Below are 16,852 nucleotides of genomic sequence, written 5' to 3'. Positions count from 1 at the left end.
GACGATGGCGATGCGTATCCTCATCCTCGGCGCCGGCGGCACCGGCGGTTATTTCGGCGGACGCCTGGCGCAGGCCGGGGTCGATGTGACCTTTCTGGTACGCGCTGCACGGGCGGCGCAGTTGCAGGCCGATGGCCTGCGCATCCGCAGCCCGCTGGGCGATGCAGATCTGCCGGTGGCGCATGTCACCGCGCAGGACCTGCCGGCCCTGGTGGCGGCGCAGCGGCCGTTCGACCTGGTGATCCTCAGCTGCAAGGCCTACGACCTGGATAGCGCGATCGAGGCGATTGCGCCGGCGGTGGGCGAGCACACGACGGTGCTGCCGATCCTCAACGGCCTGCGCCATTACGCGACTCTGGACGAGCGTTTCGGTGCGGCGCGGGTGCTGGGTGGGTTGTGCTTCATCAGCGCGACCAAGGGCGAGCACGGCGAAATCCTGCACCTGGGCAAGCCGGCGGCGATGACCTTCGGCGAGCGCGATGGCAACGGCGCATCGGCACGGGTGCAGGCATTTGCGGCGGCCTGCGCGCAGGCCGGCATCGATCATGTGGCCAGCGAGCAGATCGCGCAGGAGCAGTGGGTCAAGTACAGCTTCCTCACCGCGCTGGCGGCGGCCACCTGCCTGATGCGTGCGCCGGTCGGGGCGATCGTCGCCACCGACGACGGCCGCGCGTTGATCAACGGCCTGTACAACGAATGCCTGTGGGCTGCCGATGCGGCCGGGCAGCCGATTCCGGAAGCTGCGCGCGCCAAGGCGCTGCAGACCTTGTTGCAGGTGGATTCGCCGCTGAAGGCCTCGATGCTGCGCGATCTGGAAGCCGGCCAGGACGTGGAAGCGGCGCAGATCGTCGGCGACATGTTGAAGCGGGTGCGCGAGACAGGGCGCAACGCGCCGCTGCTGATGGCGGCGAATGTGCATCTGCAGGCGTATCAGGTGTTGCGGCATAGCTGAGGGTTTTGGGGTGCGGGGTGCGGCAGGAGTGCGTGTCGACCGTACCCCCATCCGCCCTTCGGGCACCTTCCCCGGCGGGGGAAGGGCTGCGACCTGGAGCAGACGGCTTCTCGTGTAGCGCCGTCCGCCTCTCTGGCACCTCCACGCTTGTTGCAGCTGATTGGCGCCCTTTCGGCACTGATCGTTGAAGCGGTCTTCGCAAAGAAGCCGGTTCCTGATGCCTGCTTCGATCGGGCGCGTGCGTTGCAGTGTCAACGCACGACCACTGCAAGGCGACATCTGCCGCAACGCGCCACCGCCGACATGGGCATTGCCATTGCCTTCGCGCTGCAACGACGCGGTGCACACGATGCTCTGCGTCCCCCTTGCCCGTGTCGCCGCCGATGAAAGCGCTCAGCCACCTGTTCCGTGCCGGTCATTTCGTGATCCTGGCGTTTTTCGTGCTGTGCGCGGCGGGTCTGGTGGCGATGGCCGGGCTGGAGCTGTGGCATGGCTTTACACCGGGCGGCGACATGGTGGTGCGCGACCGCTTCAACGTGGTGCTGGAGGCGATCGGCCTGCTCACCGTGGCGCTGGTGACGCTGGAGCTGGGCCAGACCATCTTCGAAGAAGAGATCCTGCGCGACGTCAAGGTCAGCGGCCCCACGCGCGTACGCCGCTACCTGTCGCGGTTCTTCGTGGTGATCGTGATTGCGCTGGCGATCGAAACGCTGGTGTCGATCTTCGAGCTGATGCACGACGACCCGGCCAAGCTGCCGTATGCGGCGGCGGTGGGCCTGTGCGCGGCGCTGTTGCTGATCGCCTGGGGCGTATTCGTCAAACTCAATCGCAGCGCCGAAGAGCTGGAGCCCGAGGCGATGGCGGAAACCAAGCGCGAGGACCGCGAGGTCGAGGAATAAGCGCCGTCAGCTGCTGACAGCGGGCAGCGGCGGCACCGTGGTCGGCTTGCCGTCGTCGCCGAGCGCGATCATCACGAAGTGGCCGCGGGTGCACAGCTCGCGTGCGCCGCTGAGCAGGTCTTCGGCGATCAGTTCCACTTCCACCTTGATCGAGCTGCGCCCCACCGAGACCACCCGCGCGATGGTTTCCACCATCTGGCCCTGGCGGATCGGCAGCTTGAAATCCACCTGGTCCGAGCGCGCGGTCACCACCGCACGGCGCGCATAGCGCGAGGCGGCCAGGAAAGCGGCCTTGTCCATCCATGCCAGCGCCTGCCCACCGAACAGCGTGCCCATGTGGTTAGTGTGGTTGGGGAACACGATCTCGGCCATGCGGGCCTCGGTCGGTGCAACGGTGGTGGAGCTGCTCATGAAGGCGGTACCGGAAGAAGGAAGGAAAGCCAGCCAGATCAGCTGCGCAGCGTCGGCAGGAAGCTCAGGTCCATGTGGTAGCGCGCCGGGCGTCGTGGATCGACCAGGACCCGCAGCGGTTGCCCGTCGACCAGAAACGGCTGCGGATCGATCCACAGGTTGTCGCTGCGATACTCAGTCAGGGTGTTGTGCGTGCGGTCTTGGCGATGGGCAAGGATACGGAACGGGTGCACGCCGTTGACCTGCAAGGACGCATTGCGTTCGACGCACACGAAGCGGGCTTCCACCACCGTGCCATGCCGGCGCAACCACGCAGCACGCCGCGCATGCCAGACGCGATAACCGAGGATGCCGCCCCCCACGCCGCCGAACGCCACGCCCAGCAGCAACAAGATCCAGCGCGCCTGATCGGGCAACAGCGCCGCACCGGTCAACAACCCCAGCCCCGCCAGCAGGAAGCTCCAGGCGACGATGGTGACGGTGGCGTTCATCGCCGGAAGCCTGCGCGGTTGCGATGGACTTCCGGCGCGCTCACAGCCCGCTACGGACCGCCGCTTCGACCTGCGCCGGCGACTGGAAACCGGGGAGACGTGTCACTTCCGCACCGTCCTTGAACAAGGCCAACGTCGGCGTCTGCCGCAGGCCCAGACTGCGAAAGAACTCCTCGCCAACCACTTCCAGCTTCACCTTGAGCAGTGCGACGCCCGCGGCGTCCTCGCTCGCGGCGAACTTGGTCAGCGACATGTCGAGCATCTTGCAGCCCGGGCAATTGTCCTTGTAATAGTCGACCAGCAGGCGCGGATGCGCGGCCAGGGCGGCGGTGTAGTGCTCAGGCGACGTGACGGTAATGGTCTGCATCATGGGGATCGTTCTTGCATTGGGCCAGGACCTCGTCGGTCCAGGCGGCGATGGCCTGCGCGTCGCGCTGGCCGTGGGGCATCTGTTCGATGGTCAAACGTGGAAACGGGCTGGCGAAGAACTGGGCGATGCGATGCACCGCACCGCAAAAATAGTCCTCGCCCCATTGCGTTTCGCCGGTGCCGAACACCGCCACCCGCGGCGGCTTGCCCAGCGTCTCGACCAACTCGACGATGAAGCGTTTCATCTCTGCCGGCGTACGGCCGCCGTTGTCGGTCCAGCTACCGAGCAGAAACAGCTCGTACTGCCCCGGCGCATGCGGCACCTGCGCCAGCGTCTGCACATCGGTTTCCACCCAAGTCACCGCATGCCCGGCCGCTTCGCAGCGCAGTGCAACACTGCGCGCGACATCGCGCGTGTTGCCGCTCAACGAGGCCAGTGCGAGCAGGATGTTCATGGGGCGGGGATTCGGGAGTCGTGATTAGGGATTCGTCTAAAGCAGGGATTGGAGAGTCGAAGTGGAGATTCGTCAAAGCACATCAAGTTGCTGTTGCAAATCCCACCTACCCACTCTCCAATCCCGGATCTTGATGATTCGTAAAGCGCATCGATGCGGCTGCGACGAATCTCAAATCCCGAATACCTAATCCCGGCTCCTCACAGATCGTCGAAGCCGTTATCCGAGTTGGTCTTCTTGTATGAGGCATTGCGCATTTCGAAGAAGTCGGTCTTGGTTTCGGTGAAGTTGTCGGCGTAGGCCTTGATCCACGGCATCACGTTGTCGTTGGCGCCTTCGTACAGCTTCTCGATGCCGAGCATGCCGGCCATCTTGTTGGCGCGGTACTTCACGTAGCGGATCATCTCGTCGACATCGATGCCGTCGATGCCGTCCAGCACTTCGGCGGTCCACTGGGTTTCCAGGTCGATCGCGTGCTCGAAGGCCTTGTGCACGTAATCGGTGAGCTGGTCGCCCTGCAGCGCCTGGTTCTCGCCGATGATGGCGCGAATCAGCTCGCTGATGAACTTGGAGTGGGCCAGCTCGTCGCGGTTGATGAAGCTGATGATCTTGCCGGTGCCGGTCATGCGGTTCTGGCGGACCAGATTGTAGAAATACGCAAAGCCGGAATAGAAGTTGATGCCTTCCAGGATCGAGGACTGGATCAACGCGCGGATCAGCGTTTCGGCCGTCTTGTCGCGCATGAAGTCTTCGTAGGCGCCCATGATCGGCGCATTGCGCTTGATGATGGTCGGATGCGTGCGCGCGATCTCGAACACGCGGTTCTGATCGGCCAGGCCGGTGATCGAGGCCAGCACGTAGCTGTAGCTCTCGTTATGGATCACTTCCTGCTGGCCGATGATCGCGGCATTGGCATGCGCGGCCGGGTCGGTGATGTATTCGGCGACGTTGTAGATGAAGCGCGTCTGCGGCGAATCCAGCGTGGCCAGCAGGCCGATGATCGAGTCGTAGGCGTTCTTTTCGCGCGCCGACAGCTCGTTGTACTGGCGCGCGTCGCCCTTCATGTCCACTTCGTCGGGGATCCAGAAGTTGGTCGACAGCTCCTTGTAAGCCCGATAGAAGGACGGGTACGGGATGTCGTTCCAGTTGAGGATGCCGGACGTCTGGCCATTGATGATGGCGGTGGAGCGGTTCGGGTGACGCGGCTCCAGGATCTTGATGCGCTCAAGCGATGTTGCGGACATGGGTTTCTACTCGTGTTTCAGGCGTCGCGCGTACGGCGGCGCAACAAATCAATCTGGAGGAAAGCCCCCTGAGTCAGGAGGCGCGCCGAGGGCGCGGGGGTGTGGGAGCTGGTGAAGCAGGGTCCACGGTTCGCAACGCGAACCGTGGAAGCGAAGCGCGAATGCGCTTAGCTACTGCATGCGCTTTAGCTCGAACACCACTCGCATTCGCTGATGTCGATGTCGTTGGAGCGCACGTAGTACGTGGTCTTCAGGCCTTCGCGCCAGGCGGTCATGTGCAGGTCCAGCAAGGTGCTCGCACGGATGGTGCTGGGCACGTAGAAGTTGAAGCTGATCGACTGGTCGACGTGCCGCTGGCGACGCGCGTTCTGGCGCACGCTGGCGAACTGGTCGACCTTGTAGGCGCCCTTTTCGTAGTACGGCCAGGTTTCCAGCGACAGGCCCGGAGCGGCGACCGGACGACGGAAGTCCTTCTTCTCTTCGTAGTAGAACGCGCTGTAGATCGGGTCGATCGAGGCGGTGGAACCGGCGATCTGCGCGGTGCTCATGTTCGGCGCAACCGCCAGCATCCAGGCATTGCGCACGCCGTTGACGGCCACCTGCGCGGACAGCTCCAGCCACTGCGGGCTGTTGTAGTCGCGCGCACGAAAGTACTCGCCGGTGTGCCAGTCGCTGCCACGGAACACGCTGTAGGTGCCCTTTTCCTTGGCCAGCTCCATGCTCGCCTGCACGGTCAGATAGTTGATGCGCTCGTACAGCTCGTCGCTGTAGTCCTCGGCTTCCTTGGCATTCCAGTGGATGGACTTCTGCGCCAGCAGATGGTGCCAGCCGAAGGTGCCCAGGCCGATGGCGCGGTACTTCTGGTTGGTGATGGTGGCCTGCGGCACCGGCAACTGATTCAGATCGATCACGTTGTCGAGCATGCGCACCTGGATCGGGATCAAGCGCTCCAGCACGTCGGCGCCCAGCAGATCGGCCTGGTCTGCCTGCACGGTGATCGCACGGCCCAGGTTGATCGAGGACAGGTTGCACACGACGAAGTCGCCGGCCTTCTTGGTGGTGACGATCTGATTGCCGCTGATGATCTCCTGCATCATCCGCGTCGGGCTCATGTTCTGCAGGATCTCGGTGCACAGGTTGGACGAATAGACCATGCCCTCGTGCTTGTTCGGGTTCTTGCGATTGACTTCATCGCGATAGAACATGAACGGGTTGCCGGTTTCCAGCTGGCTGACCATGATCCGCTTGAAGATCTCGATCGCCTTGACCGTCTTGCGGGTGATGCGCTCGTCGGCAACCACTTCCTCGTACTTGCGACGGAAGCTGCTGTTGGCGTCGCCCTTCTTCTCGTCGTAGAAGTCCTGCAGGTACCAGCCCTTGATCCGCTTCACTTCGTGCGGATCGAACAGGTACCAGTCGCCGCGACGCTCGACCGCTTCCATGAACAGGTCGGGGATGCACACCGAGGTGAACACGTCGTGCGCGCGCAGACGCTGGTCGCCGTTGTTCAGGCGCAGATCCAGGAACGCCTCGATGTCGCGGTGGAAGATGTCCAGATAGACCGCGATGGCGCCCTTGCGCTGGCCCAGCTGATCCACCGACACCGCAGTGTTGTTGAGCTGCTTGATCCACGGCACCACGCCGCCGGAGGAATTGGACACGCCGCGGATCGCCGAACCGGACGAACGCACATAGCCCAGGTACGCGCCCACGCCGCCGCCGTGCTTGGACACGCGCGCCACGTCGGTATTGGAGTCGTAGATGCCCTGCAGGCTGTCGTCGACGGTGTCGATGAAGCAGCTCGACAGCTGGCCGCCGACCTTGCCGGCATTGGCCAGGGTCGGGGTGGCCACGGTCATGTACAGGTTGGACAGCGCCCAGTAGGCCTCGCCGACCAACTGCATGCGGCGCTCGCGGCTGCCCTTGCCGTTGCCGATCTCGTCCTGCATCAGGTACAGCGCGATGGTCAGCCAACGCTCCTGCGGCAGCTCGAACACGCCGCGCGAGTTGTCGGTGGCCAGGTAACGCGTGGCCAGCAGGTACAGGCCGTTGTAGGCGAACAGCTTGTCGCGCTCAGGCTCGATCATCTTGCCGGCTTCGATCAGCTCGTCCTTGGAATAGCGGCGCAGGATGTCGTTGGAATAGACATTGCGGTCGGCCAGGCTCTCCTGCAGGCCGACGAACGAGCCGTACTTCTGGCTGGCGTCGTAGAAACGGTTGCGGCTGGCGCGCTTGTACAGGCGGCGCAGGTACAGGCGCGCGGCAAAGTGCTCCCACTCCGGGGTGGTCAGATCGACGCGGGCCTCGGCCTCGCGGATCAGGTGGTCGACCAGGTCGTCAGCGTTGACGCTGTCCTTGCGGTCGACGAAGCCAAACACCGAGCGCTTGTAGTCGGCCACGTCCAGCTGCGGGAATTCGGCATGGATCTGGTCAATGGCGCGCTCCAGGCGCTCCGGCTCGAACGGAATCCGACGGTTGCCGGCTTCCTTGGTGATCCAGGTGGCGACGGCTTGTTCTTCGATGGTCTGTGCGTGCATTGCAATGGCTTGGCGGGGAGGCGGCACGATGTCCGACGGGTCGGTCAATTCCGGCGCGCCGCAACCGGGCGCGCTGACACTGGCAGGAACGCTGGTGGGTGTTGCGGTACCGGTGGCGATCGCGGCAAGGGTGTCGTTGGTGGTCATGCGTCCTCCATGCGTAGGCACACGAACCCGGCTGGGGACGGGTTGCGGCCGGATCCGGATTCCCTGGACAGCGATGGCGGTGCGCGACGACCAGCACGCAAGACCCACGGTCTGCGGCGGCATCGCCTTCACCAGCCATCTCCTTCCCGGAGATTCCACGGCCGCCACCGCGCGGTGTGCTGTCGCGCAGTGGTCGGTGGCGAAACAACCGCGGCGCAACGAGACCACGCCGCCTGCTCCAGGCGACGCCCGGATGGCTGTGATCGTTCGTTGCTGCCGCCGCGGAGAGGCGTTTGATTGGCAACCTGCTGCAAATCATGCTCTCACTGGTCCGGACGCCTTGGGGCGACCAACCACCGACTCCCCCAAGATAGTGGGGTCCCCCGGAGGGGTCAACACCAAATGTAGGAAAATCCCGAAAACCCTTACAGCACAAAGCACTGTCTGACGAACGGTCGGCGCGAGGCTGCGAACCCGTCCAATTGGACTGCGCAGTCAAGGCCCAAACCGGTAATTCTGTCGATCAGTTGGGTCCGGTTGGGTTGGCTGCGACACCCATCGAGACTGAAGCCGGTCACGGTTGGCCGTGACTGCCTCAGGTGGCACCGCACGCCTGGGGGGCCTGCCCTGACACCGGCAATGGGAGGAACTCGCCGCTGCCGACATCGGGTCGAGGGCGCGGCGCCCTCACCGCTCGCGGGATACGCCGTGAACCCGTCCCTGGGAGCTCGCTGGCGGCATCCATGACTCCACACGGTCCCGCAATCGGCGAGGACACCGCGCAAGACAGTTGCCGGCTGCTTTGTTGAAAACCGTGCGCGCCGGCCAACTCAACTGGTCCTTGTCCGCCCACCGTCGCGGGACCTTACGCGGCATGGATGCCGCGTAAGAGCCTACATGGACGTACTTGCGGCGTGTCCCGCGAGGGGCGGGCAAGGGCCCTGCAGCAAATTCACAGTGTCGAGAGCCTGGCGAGGACAACGCACCGGTTGCCGGCCGCTTTGCTGAAAACCATGCGCGCCGACCAGCTCGACTGGTCCTTGCCCGCCCACCGTCGCGGGACCTTACGCGGCATGGATGCCGCGTAAGAGCCTACAAGGACGTACTTGCGGCGTGTCCTGCGAGGGTGGGCGGGCAAGGGCCCTGCAGCCAAGCCACAGATGGCCACAAAGGCGCTGAGTGGATGGCGTGACGCCTTGCGCGGCCTCAGATCTCGGTCGGGCCGATGTGGTGGCGCTTGCGGTAGCGGATCGACGACCACACCGAGGCGGCGATGAAGGCCACGCCGATCAGGCCGGTCAGCACTTCCGGCACGTGGTACACGGTGCCGACCAGCATGATGATCGCCAGCACGCCGATGGCGTAATGGGCGCCGTGCTCCAGGAACACGAATTCGTCCAGCGTGCCCTTGTGCACCAGATAGACCGTCATCGAACGCACGAACATCGCACCGATCGCCAGGCCCAGCATGATGATGACCACATCGCGGGTGATGGCGAACGCGCCGATCACCCCGTCGAACGAGAACGAGGCGTCCAGCACTTCCAGGTACAGGAAGGCGGCAATGCCCGAGCGCTTGGCCGGGCCCATGCCGTCTTCGCTCTCTTCGGACTCGAACAAGGCATCCACGCTGCCGACCAGCAGGTACAGCAGGATGCCGCCCAGGCCGGCGAACAGCACGCTCTGGAAGATGGCCTCGGGCAGGAACAGCTTGGTGCACAGCAGCACCGTCACCGCCACGATCACCGACATCGCATCGGCCTTGCCCAGCTTGCCGACCAGCCGTTCCACCGGGCCGAGCCAGTGCAGCTTGCGCTCCTGGTCGAACAGGAAGTTCAGGAATACCAGCAACAGGAACATGCCACCGAAGGCGGCAATGGACGGGTAGTTGTCGGTCAGCACCTGGCTGTAGCGGTCCGGCTCCTTCAGCGCCATCTGCATCACCGGCACCAGGCCCATGCCGGTAGCCACCGACACGATCACGATCGGAAACACCAGGCGCATGCCGAACACCGCGATCAGGATGCCGACGGTGAGGAACAGCTTCTGCCAGAACGCGTTCATGTGCTTGAGCACGCCAGCGTTGACCACCGCGTTGTCGAACGACAACGACACCTCCAGCACGCTCAGCACCAGGCACAGCCACAGCGCCTGCCACAGTCCCATTGCGGTGGTGTGGCCCCACCAGGCGGCAACGCCCAGGCAGACGGCGGCGACTAACAACGACATTCTGAACTCGCGAAACATTGACACTCCCAGGCGGGCCGAGACGACAGCCGAAGCAACCGGCCAGGGTGAGGCCCGGCAGATCCGGCATGCGGTGGAGGATGGGGGACCGCGGCGTGACGCAGGGTCAGGCCGGGCGTGGCTCGCCCATTATAGGGAGTGTCACCGCCATCAGGGTCGCATCGTCCGGATCCGGGCGGACCCCGAAGCCCAGGCTCTGGCACATTGCCAGCATGGTGCGGTTCTCGCGCAGCACCTGGCCTTCGATCTGCTTCAGGCCCAGCCAGCGCGCGTACTCGATCATGATGCGCATCAGCTGCCAGCCGATGCCGTGGCCCTTGAGGTCGGAGCGGATCAGGATGCCGTATTCGCCGCGCTCGTAGTCGGCGTCGGCATGCAGCCGCACCGCGCCGAGCATGTCGCCGGTCTTGGGGTCGATGGCCACCAGCGCGATCGAGCGCGCGTAATCGAGCTGGGTCAGCCGCGCGATGAATTCGTGGCTGAAATGCTTGACCGACTGGAAGAAGCGCAGCCGCAGGTCTTCGTCGGTGACCCGTGCGAAGAACGCGCGGAACAGCGCGTCGTCCTCCGGGCGCACCGGGCGCACCAGCGCATGCGTGCCATCGCCCAGCCCGATCTGGCGCTCCCATTCCTTCGGGTACGGGAAGATCGCAAAGCGTGGATGGCCGCGGCCCTTGTGCAGCTTGCGCGCCGGCGCCACCGCCACGCGCGCGTCCAGCGCGATCACGCCGTCGCGGTCGGCCAGCAGCGGGTTGATGTCCAGCTCGGTGATCTCGGGGATGTCGGCGGCCAGCTGCGCCAGCTTGACCAGCACCAGCGCCACCGCGCGCTCGTCGGCGGCCGGCACGTCGCGGTAGGCCTTGAGGATACGCGACACCCGGGTGCGCCCGATCAGCTCGTGGGCCAGGCGCAAATCCAGCGGCGGCAACGCCAGCTCGCGGTCGTTGATCACTTCCACCGCGGTGCCGCCGCGCCCGAACACGATCGCCGGGCCGAACACCGGGTCGTCGGCGATCCCGGCGATCAGTTCGCGCGCCTTGGGCCGCAGCACGGTGGGCTGCACGATCACTCCTTCGATCAGCGCATTGGGGTGCGCGGCGCGCGCACGCGCCAGGATGCCGGTCGCCGCTTCGCGCACCGCCGCCACGCTGGACAGGTTCAGGCGCACGCCATCCACATCGGACTTGTGCGCGATGTCGCTGGACAGCACCTTCAAGGTCACCGTGCGGCCGACGGCCAGTAACGGGTCGGCCAGCAATGCGGCCTCGTTGGCGGTGGCGGCCACCTGCAGCGGCACGATCGGGATGCCGTAGGCGGCCAGCAGGCGGTTGGTGGCGACCGGGTCCAGCCAGCGCCGACCGGCGGCCAGGGCGTCGTCGACCACCGCCCGGGCGATGCCGGCATCCACTACGAAATCTTCCGGCAGGCTGGGCGGGGTCTCCATCAACGCCGCCTGCGCCTCGCGGTAGCGCACCAGGTGGGTGAAGCCGCGCACCGCGTCCGATTCGGTCGCATAGGTGGGCACGCGCGCGGCATTGAGCGCGGCGATTGCCGCATCGTCCTGGCCCAGCCACACCGCGAACACCGGCTTTTCGCGCTGGTAGCGGTTGCGTTGGTCCAGCGCGCGGGTCAGCGCCTTGGCCGCATCGGCCGAGGAGGTGAACGCGGTGGGCACGTTGACCACCAGCAGCGCGTCGTTCTCCGGGTCGTCCAGCAGGGCTTCGATCGCCGCCGCATAACGCGGCCCGTCGGCATCGACGATGATGTCGACCGGATTGCTGCGCGACCAGCCCTGCGGCAGCGACTGATCCAGCCGCTCCAGCGTTTTGGCCGACAGCTCGGCCAGGGTGCCGCCGCGCAGCACCAGCTGGTCCACCGCCAGCTGCCCCACCCCGCCGCCGTTGCTGAGAATGGCCAGCCGCCGGCCGGGAAAACTGCCGAGCCGGCCCAGGGTTTCGGCGGCGGCGAACAATTCGTCCAGCGCGCCCACCCGCAGCAGGCCGGCACGTGCGAATGCCGCGCCGTACACCGCGTCCGAGCCGGCCAGCGCCTGCGCGTGGGTGTCGGCATTGGGATTGATGCGGAACTGGCGCCCGGACTTGACCACCACCACCGGCTTGGCGCGCGCGGCGGCGCGTGCAGCCGACATGAACTTGCGCGCATCGCCGATGCGTTCGACATACAGCAGGATCGCGCGGGTGCGGTAGTCGGTGGCGAAGTAGTCGAGCAGATCGCCGAAATCCACATCCAGCGTATCGCCCAGCGACACCACCGCCGAGAACCCCACCGAGCGCGCCACGCCCCATTCCACCAAGGCTGCGGCAATCGCGCTGGATTCGGAGATCAGCGCCAGGTCGCCGGCCTGCGGGCAATGCGCGGCGATGCTGGCATTGAGCCGCGCATGCGGGGCGATCACGCCCAGGCAGTGCGGGCCGAGGATGCGCATGCCCTTGGCGCGCGCGGCCGCCTCCATGCGCGCGGCCGGCGAGCCGGGGCCGCTGCCCAGCCCGGCGGTGAGGATGATCGCCGCAGCCACTCCGCGCCGCGCCGCGATCGACACGATGCGCGGCACAATGCGCGCCGGCGCGGTGATCACCACCAGGTCCGGCACCCAGGGCAGATCGGTCAGCCGCGCCACCGTACGCACGCCATCGATCTCGCTGTAACGCGGGCTCACCCAGCCGATCTGCCCGGGAAACCCGGCCGCGCGCAGGTTGCGCACCACCGCCCGCCCGGCCGAGCGATCGCGCGGACTGCCGCCGACCACCGCCACGGTGGTGGGACGAAAGACCTGCTGCAGGTGGTAGGTACTCATCGTGCGGAAGAGAACAATGCCATCGCGCTACGGTACACGCACTGATGGATCCAGGCATCGGCGCGCTGTGCACCATGAGTGTGTCACGCCGGGGTCACCACCCTTACCGGGGTGCAGAGGCATCGCTAGAGTCGGCGATGCGCCAGGCCGATGCACCTGATGCGCCAAGGACGCAGGCATTCACCCTTCCGGTCAGTCGAGACACGTCCGGCATGGATAGAGGCCTGGCGACTGCTCGCCAGGCCTCCAAGGCAACCGATTACAACAGCGTGCCACTCAAGATCGCCGCGGCAATGCTGAAATAGATCACCAGCCCGGTGACATCCACCAGCGTGGCCACGAACGGCGCCGAGGCGCTGGCCGGGTCGAAGCCGAGCCGTTGCAGCACGAACGGCAGCATCGAGCCGGACAGCGAGCCGAAGGTGACGATGCCGATCAGCGCCGCGCCGATGGTCAGCGCCACCATCTGCCAGTGCGGGCCGTAGTCGTACAGGCCGGCGGTCTGCCAGATGGTGATGCGCACGATCGCCAGGAGGCCCAGGATGGTGCCCAGGGTGAGCCCGGTCGGCAGCTCGCGCAGCGCCACCTTCCACCAGTCGCCCAGGCGCAGCTCGCGCAGTGCCAGCGAGCGGATCAGCAGCGAGGTGGCCTGCGAGCCGGAGTTGCCGCCCGAGCTCATGATCAGCGGAATGAACAGGGTCAGCACCACCGCCTTGGACAGCTCGTCCTCGAAGTGCTGCATCGCGCTGGCGGTGAGCATTTCGCCCAGGAACAGCACGCTCAGCCAACCGGCGCGCTTCTTGATCATCTGGCCGAAGCCGATCTGCATGTAGGGCTTGTCCAGCGCTTCCATGCCGCCGAACTTGTGCACGTCCTCGGTGGATTCGGCGATCAATGCGTCCAGCACATCGTCCACGGTGACGATGCCGAGCACATGGCCGTGCGCATCCACCACCGGGATCGCCAGCAGGTCGTGGCGGCGGATCAGGCGGGCGACTTCTTCCTGGTCCAGTGCCGGGTCCACCGTGACCGGCGGGTTGACCTGCGCCACGTCCAGGATCGGCGCCACCGGCGCGCCGGTGATCAGCCGGCGCATGGTGACCACCTGGGTCAGCACGCGGCTGTGCGGGTCGAGCAGATAGATCGCATAGACCGTCTCGCGGCTGCGCTCCACCTCGCGGATGTGCTGCAGCGTGCGGCCCACCGTCCAGTCGGCCGGCACCGCCACGAACTCGGTGGTCATCAGCGCGCCGGCGGTATTGGGCGGGTAGCGCATCAACGCCTGGATCGACAGCCGCGCCTCGGCACTGAGCAGCCACAGCAGCGGCTGGCGCTGCTCGGCATCCAGGCCATGGAAGATGTCGGTGGCGCGGTCGTCGGCCATCTGCCCGAGCAGGGAGGCGGCCTGCTCGGCCGGCAGCAACGCGACCAGCGCGCTGGCGGCATGCAGCTCGGGCTGTTCGAGCAATTTCACCGCACGCGGCTGCGGCAGCGCGGCCAGCACCTGTGCGGCCTCGTCGCGGTCGAGGGTGTTGAGGTATTCCACCGCATCGGCCGTGTTGAAGTCGGCGATGGGTGCGATCAAGGCATCGACGCCTTGGGCAAGGCGCAGGGTTTCGTTGTACATGGTGGTTCGCCTGGTGACGACCGTCGTCGATGACAGCCGGCGAACCTGAGCCTCAGGCGTGCGCCAGCTGGGTCATCGACCCGGGTCTAGGGTGACTGTCGCTGGACATGAGTAAGGGCTCCGAAAAGTGCGTACCGGCCGGTGATCCGGGCGGCAGCGCGGCGCAGTCTGCGCGCCTGCGCCCGCTTGGTCAATGCCCTGCGCAGGCCATGCTCAGCGGGCGTCCAGGCGGACGCCACAACGCCGGGCCTGTCATGTCGACAAGCGCCTGCACTGCACCCGACGACCAGCCGTGCGCGACCGACCAGGACCGTGGGTCATTGCCTGCAACGGCGGCTGCGTGCACGCATGCAATGCGGAACGACGTGGCGACATGCGGCTCAGTCATGCGGACGACGTGGCGCATTGCTGCCCGCGATGTGGTGCTGCCGGCTTGCATCACCGGACCAGAGCACACCGCCAATCCACACAGTTGCACGCAGCGCACGCCGATCCAGGCCAGCAGCCGACCGCGGGCGGCATAATGCGAACCTCAACGGAGAACGTGCATGCATAGCGGTGGTCTGGAACTGGCTCTGGTGCTGATGCTGGCCGCCATCGTGGCGGTGCCGGTGTTCAAGCGCTTCGGCCTGGGCGCGGTGTTGGCCTATCTGGTCGCCGGTGTGGTGCTCGGGCCCGATGGCGTGGGCGTGGTGCAGGATGCCGAGCGCATCAGCGGCGCGGCCGAGATCGGCGTGGTGATGCTGCTGTTCGTGATCGGCCTGGAACTGTCGCCGGCCCGCCTGAAGGTGATGCGTCATTCGGTGTTCGGTGCCGGCGCCACCCAGGTGGTGGTGACCACGCTGATCCTGGGCGGTCTGCTGATGCTCGGCAACCTGGGCTGGAAGAGCGCGTTGATCGTCGGCGTGGCGCTGGCGTTGTCGTCCACCGCAGTGGGCCTGCAGCTGCTGGCCGAGCGCAAGGCGCTCAATAGCGACTACGGGCGCCTGGCGTTCGCCATCCTGCTGTTCCAGGATCTGATCGCCATTCCGTTGCTGGCGGCCATTCCGCTGCTCGGCGGCAGCAAGAACGCCACGCTGGCATGGCCCGACGTGGCCAAGGCGGTCGCGGCACTGGCGCTGGTGATCCTGTGCGGGCGCTTCGTGCTGCGCCATCTGTTCAACGTGGTGGCGCGCACGCGCATGCCGGAAGTGTTCACCGCCAGCGCCCTGCTGGTGGTGCTGGGCACCGCCTGGATCATGCAGGAAGCCGGATTGAGCGCCAGCCTGGGCGCCTTCATCGCCGGCGTGCTGCTGGCCGATTCGGAATTCCGCCATGAGCTCGAATCGCAGATCGAGCCGTTCGAAGGATTGCTGCTGGGGCTGTTCTTCATCTCGGTCGGCATGGGCATCGATCTGAACCGGGTGGTCGCCGAGCCAGGCCTGATCGCCGGCGGCGTGGCGATCCTGCTGGTGGTCAAGTTCTCGCTGCTGGTCGGCATCGGCAGCGTGGCGAAGTTGCCGCTGCGCAGCAGCCTGATGCTGGGCAGCGTGTTGTGGCTGGGTGGCGAATTCGCCTTCGTGGTGTTCAACGAGGCCGATCGGGTCGGCTTGCTGGAGCGCGCCAACCACGACCGGCTGGTGGCCGTCGTCGGCATGTCGATGGCGCTGACCCCGCTGTTGCTGCTGGGCATGCAGCGCATCCTCAACGGGCCGCTGCGGCTGCATGCGCCCAAGTCCGACCGCCCGTTCGACACCATCGATGCGCAGACGCCCAAGGTGCTGGTCGCCGGCATGGGCCGCTTCGGTCAGGTGGTCGCGCGCCTGCTCACCGCGCGGCATGTGCCGTTCGTGGCCCTGGAACACAACCCGGACACCGTGGAAGATCTGCGCCGCTTCGGCAGCCAGCTGTACTACGGCGACCCCACGCGACCGGAACTGCTGCGCGCCGCCGGCGCCGACCGCATCAAGGTGTTCGTGATCGCGGTGGACGACCCGGACACCAACATCAAGACGGTGCGGCTGATCCGCCGCCTGTACCCGCAGGCCACGGTGCTGGCCCGTGCACGCAATCGCCAGCACGCCTGGAAACTGATGGACCTGGGCGCCGAACCGTTCCGCGAGGTGTTCGCCTCCAGCCTGGAACTGAGCGAACGCGTGCTGACCTCGCTCGGCCTGGGCGAGGCGGTTGCCAAGGATCACGTCAAACGCTTCCGCCAGCACGACGAAGAGTTGCTGCATCGCCAGCACCTGGTCTACGACGACGAAGCCAAGGTGATACAGACCTCGCGCGACGCACGCGCCGATCTGATGAATCTGTTCGAAGCCGACGTCAAGGCCGATGTGGACGGCGAGCCCGCGCCTACCACACAGGATCGCTGAGCCCCTCGTAGGAGCGTGCCTGCGCGCGACCCGGGCGTTACCGATAAAGCCTCGTCGCGCGCCGCCACGCTCCTACGTGGATGTGGTGCATCGTTCGTCAACGGTAACGGCGCCGTCGCTGCCTCGGCGACGACCTGCACGCGAGCGGCCGATTGCGTCCAAGTCATACGCCGATGTGATGACGAGCCCCCACCAACCACCCACAATCACTTCGCCGTTCGTAGGAGCGTGGGGGGGGGGGGGCCCCGGGGGGGGGGGGGGGGGGGGGGCGGGGGGGCGGGCGGGGGGGGGGGGGGGT

Annotated in this window: 12 protein-coding genes; 3 read left to right on the top strand and 9 right to left on the bottom strand. The window is 66.2% G+C overall.

Translation table 11 applies throughout. The annotated features are described in order from the left end of the window. Positions 1–4: 4 nt before the first annotated feature. Positions 5–952 (top strand): 2-dehydropantoate 2-reductase, encoded by a 948-nt coding sequence (gene panE, locus AC1KVE_RS15880; RefSeq protein ID WP_481093070.1) that lies wholly within the window; start codon positions 5–7, stop codon positions 950–952. 383 nt (positions 953–1,335) lie between these two features. Continuing rightward, entirely contained in the window at positions 1,336–1,851 is a 516-nt protein-coding gene (locus AC1KVE_RS15875; protein WP_024940686.1) for a hypothetical protein, read from the top strand. A gap of 6 nt (positions 1,852–1,857) precedes the next feature. On the opposite strand, the gene AC1KVE_RS15870 is transcribed toward AC1KVE_RS15875, so the two are convergent. The 9 genes from AC1KVE_RS15870 to mgtE all read right to left on the bottom strand — a co-directional run bounded on the left by AC1KVE_RS15870 (position 1,858) and on the right by mgtE (position 14,194). Then, complete coding sequence (locus AC1KVE_RS15870) at positions 1,858–2,262, bottom strand: acyl-CoA thioesterase (RefSeq protein ID WP_054591206.1); 405 nt, start codon at positions 2,260–2,262, stop codon at positions 1,858–1,860. Between the two features lie 38 nt (positions 2,263–2,300). Further along, positions 2,301–2,753, bottom strand: a complete 453-nt coding sequence (locus AC1KVE_RS15865; protein WP_167764360.1) for a hypothetical protein — start codon at positions 2,751–2,753, stop codon at positions 2,301–2,303. Positions 2,754–2,793: 40 nt separating this feature from the next. Next, positions 2,794–3,120, bottom strand: coding sequence for a thioredoxin family protein (locus tag AC1KVE_RS15860; protein ID WP_024940689.1), 327 nt, complete (start codon positions 3,118–3,120; stop codon positions 2,794–2,796). Continuing rightward, complete coding sequence (locus AC1KVE_RS15855; protein WP_039521114.1) at positions 3,092–3,577, bottom strand: flavodoxin; 486 nt, start codon at positions 3,575–3,577, stop codon at positions 3,092–3,094. Before AC1KVE_RS15855 ends, AC1KVE_RS15860 begins: the two co-directional genes overlap by 29 nt. A gap of 200 nt (positions 3,578–3,777) precedes the next feature. Beyond that, on the bottom strand, positions 3,778–4,821 hold the full coding sequence (locus AC1KVE_RS15850) for a ribonucleotide-diphosphate reductase subunit beta (RefSeq protein WP_046345022.1): 1,044 nt from the start codon (positions 4,819–4,821) through the stop codon (positions 3,778–3,780). 185 nt (positions 4,822–5,006) lie between these two features. Further along, positions 5,007–7,505, bottom strand: coding sequence for a ribonucleoside-diphosphate reductase subunit alpha (locus AC1KVE_RS15845; RefSeq protein ID WP_046345023.1), 2,499 nt, complete (start codon positions 7,503–7,505; stop codon positions 5,007–5,009). Between the two features lie 1,206 nt (positions 7,506–8,711). Continuing rightward, entirely contained in the window at positions 8,712–9,752 is a 1,041-nt protein-coding gene (locus AC1KVE_RS15840) for a DUF475 domain-containing protein (RefSeq protein ID WP_102252509.1), read from the bottom strand. A gap of 106 nt (positions 9,753–9,858) precedes the next feature. Then, positions 9,859–12,567, bottom strand: coding sequence for a bifunctional acetate--CoA ligase family protein/GNAT family N-acetyltransferase (locus tag AC1KVE_RS15835; protein WP_039521122.1), 2,709 nt, complete (start codon positions 12,565–12,567; stop codon positions 9,859–9,861). 259 nt (positions 12,568–12,826) lie between these two features. Continuing rightward, positions 12,827–14,194, bottom strand: a complete 1,368-nt coding sequence (mgtE, locus tag AC1KVE_RS15830; RefSeq protein ID WP_481093069.1) for a magnesium transporter — start codon at positions 14,192–14,194, stop codon at positions 12,827–12,829. A 548-nt stretch (positions 14,195–14,742) separates the two neighbouring features. On the opposite strand from mgtE, the gene AC1KVE_RS15825 reads away from it, so the two are divergent. After that, complete coding sequence (locus AC1KVE_RS15825) at positions 14,743–16,554, top strand: monovalent cation:proton antiporter-2 (CPA2) family protein (RefSeq protein ID WP_481093068.1); 1,812 nt, start codon at positions 14,743–14,745, stop codon at positions 16,552–16,554. Positions 16,555–16,852: the final 298 nt, after the last annotated feature.

The organism is Xanthomonas sp. NCPPB 2864 (genome assembly GCF_056675615.1).
The sequence above is the reverse complement of the archived record's forward strand: the minus strand, read 5'-3'. Positions and strand labels throughout refer to the sequence as shown.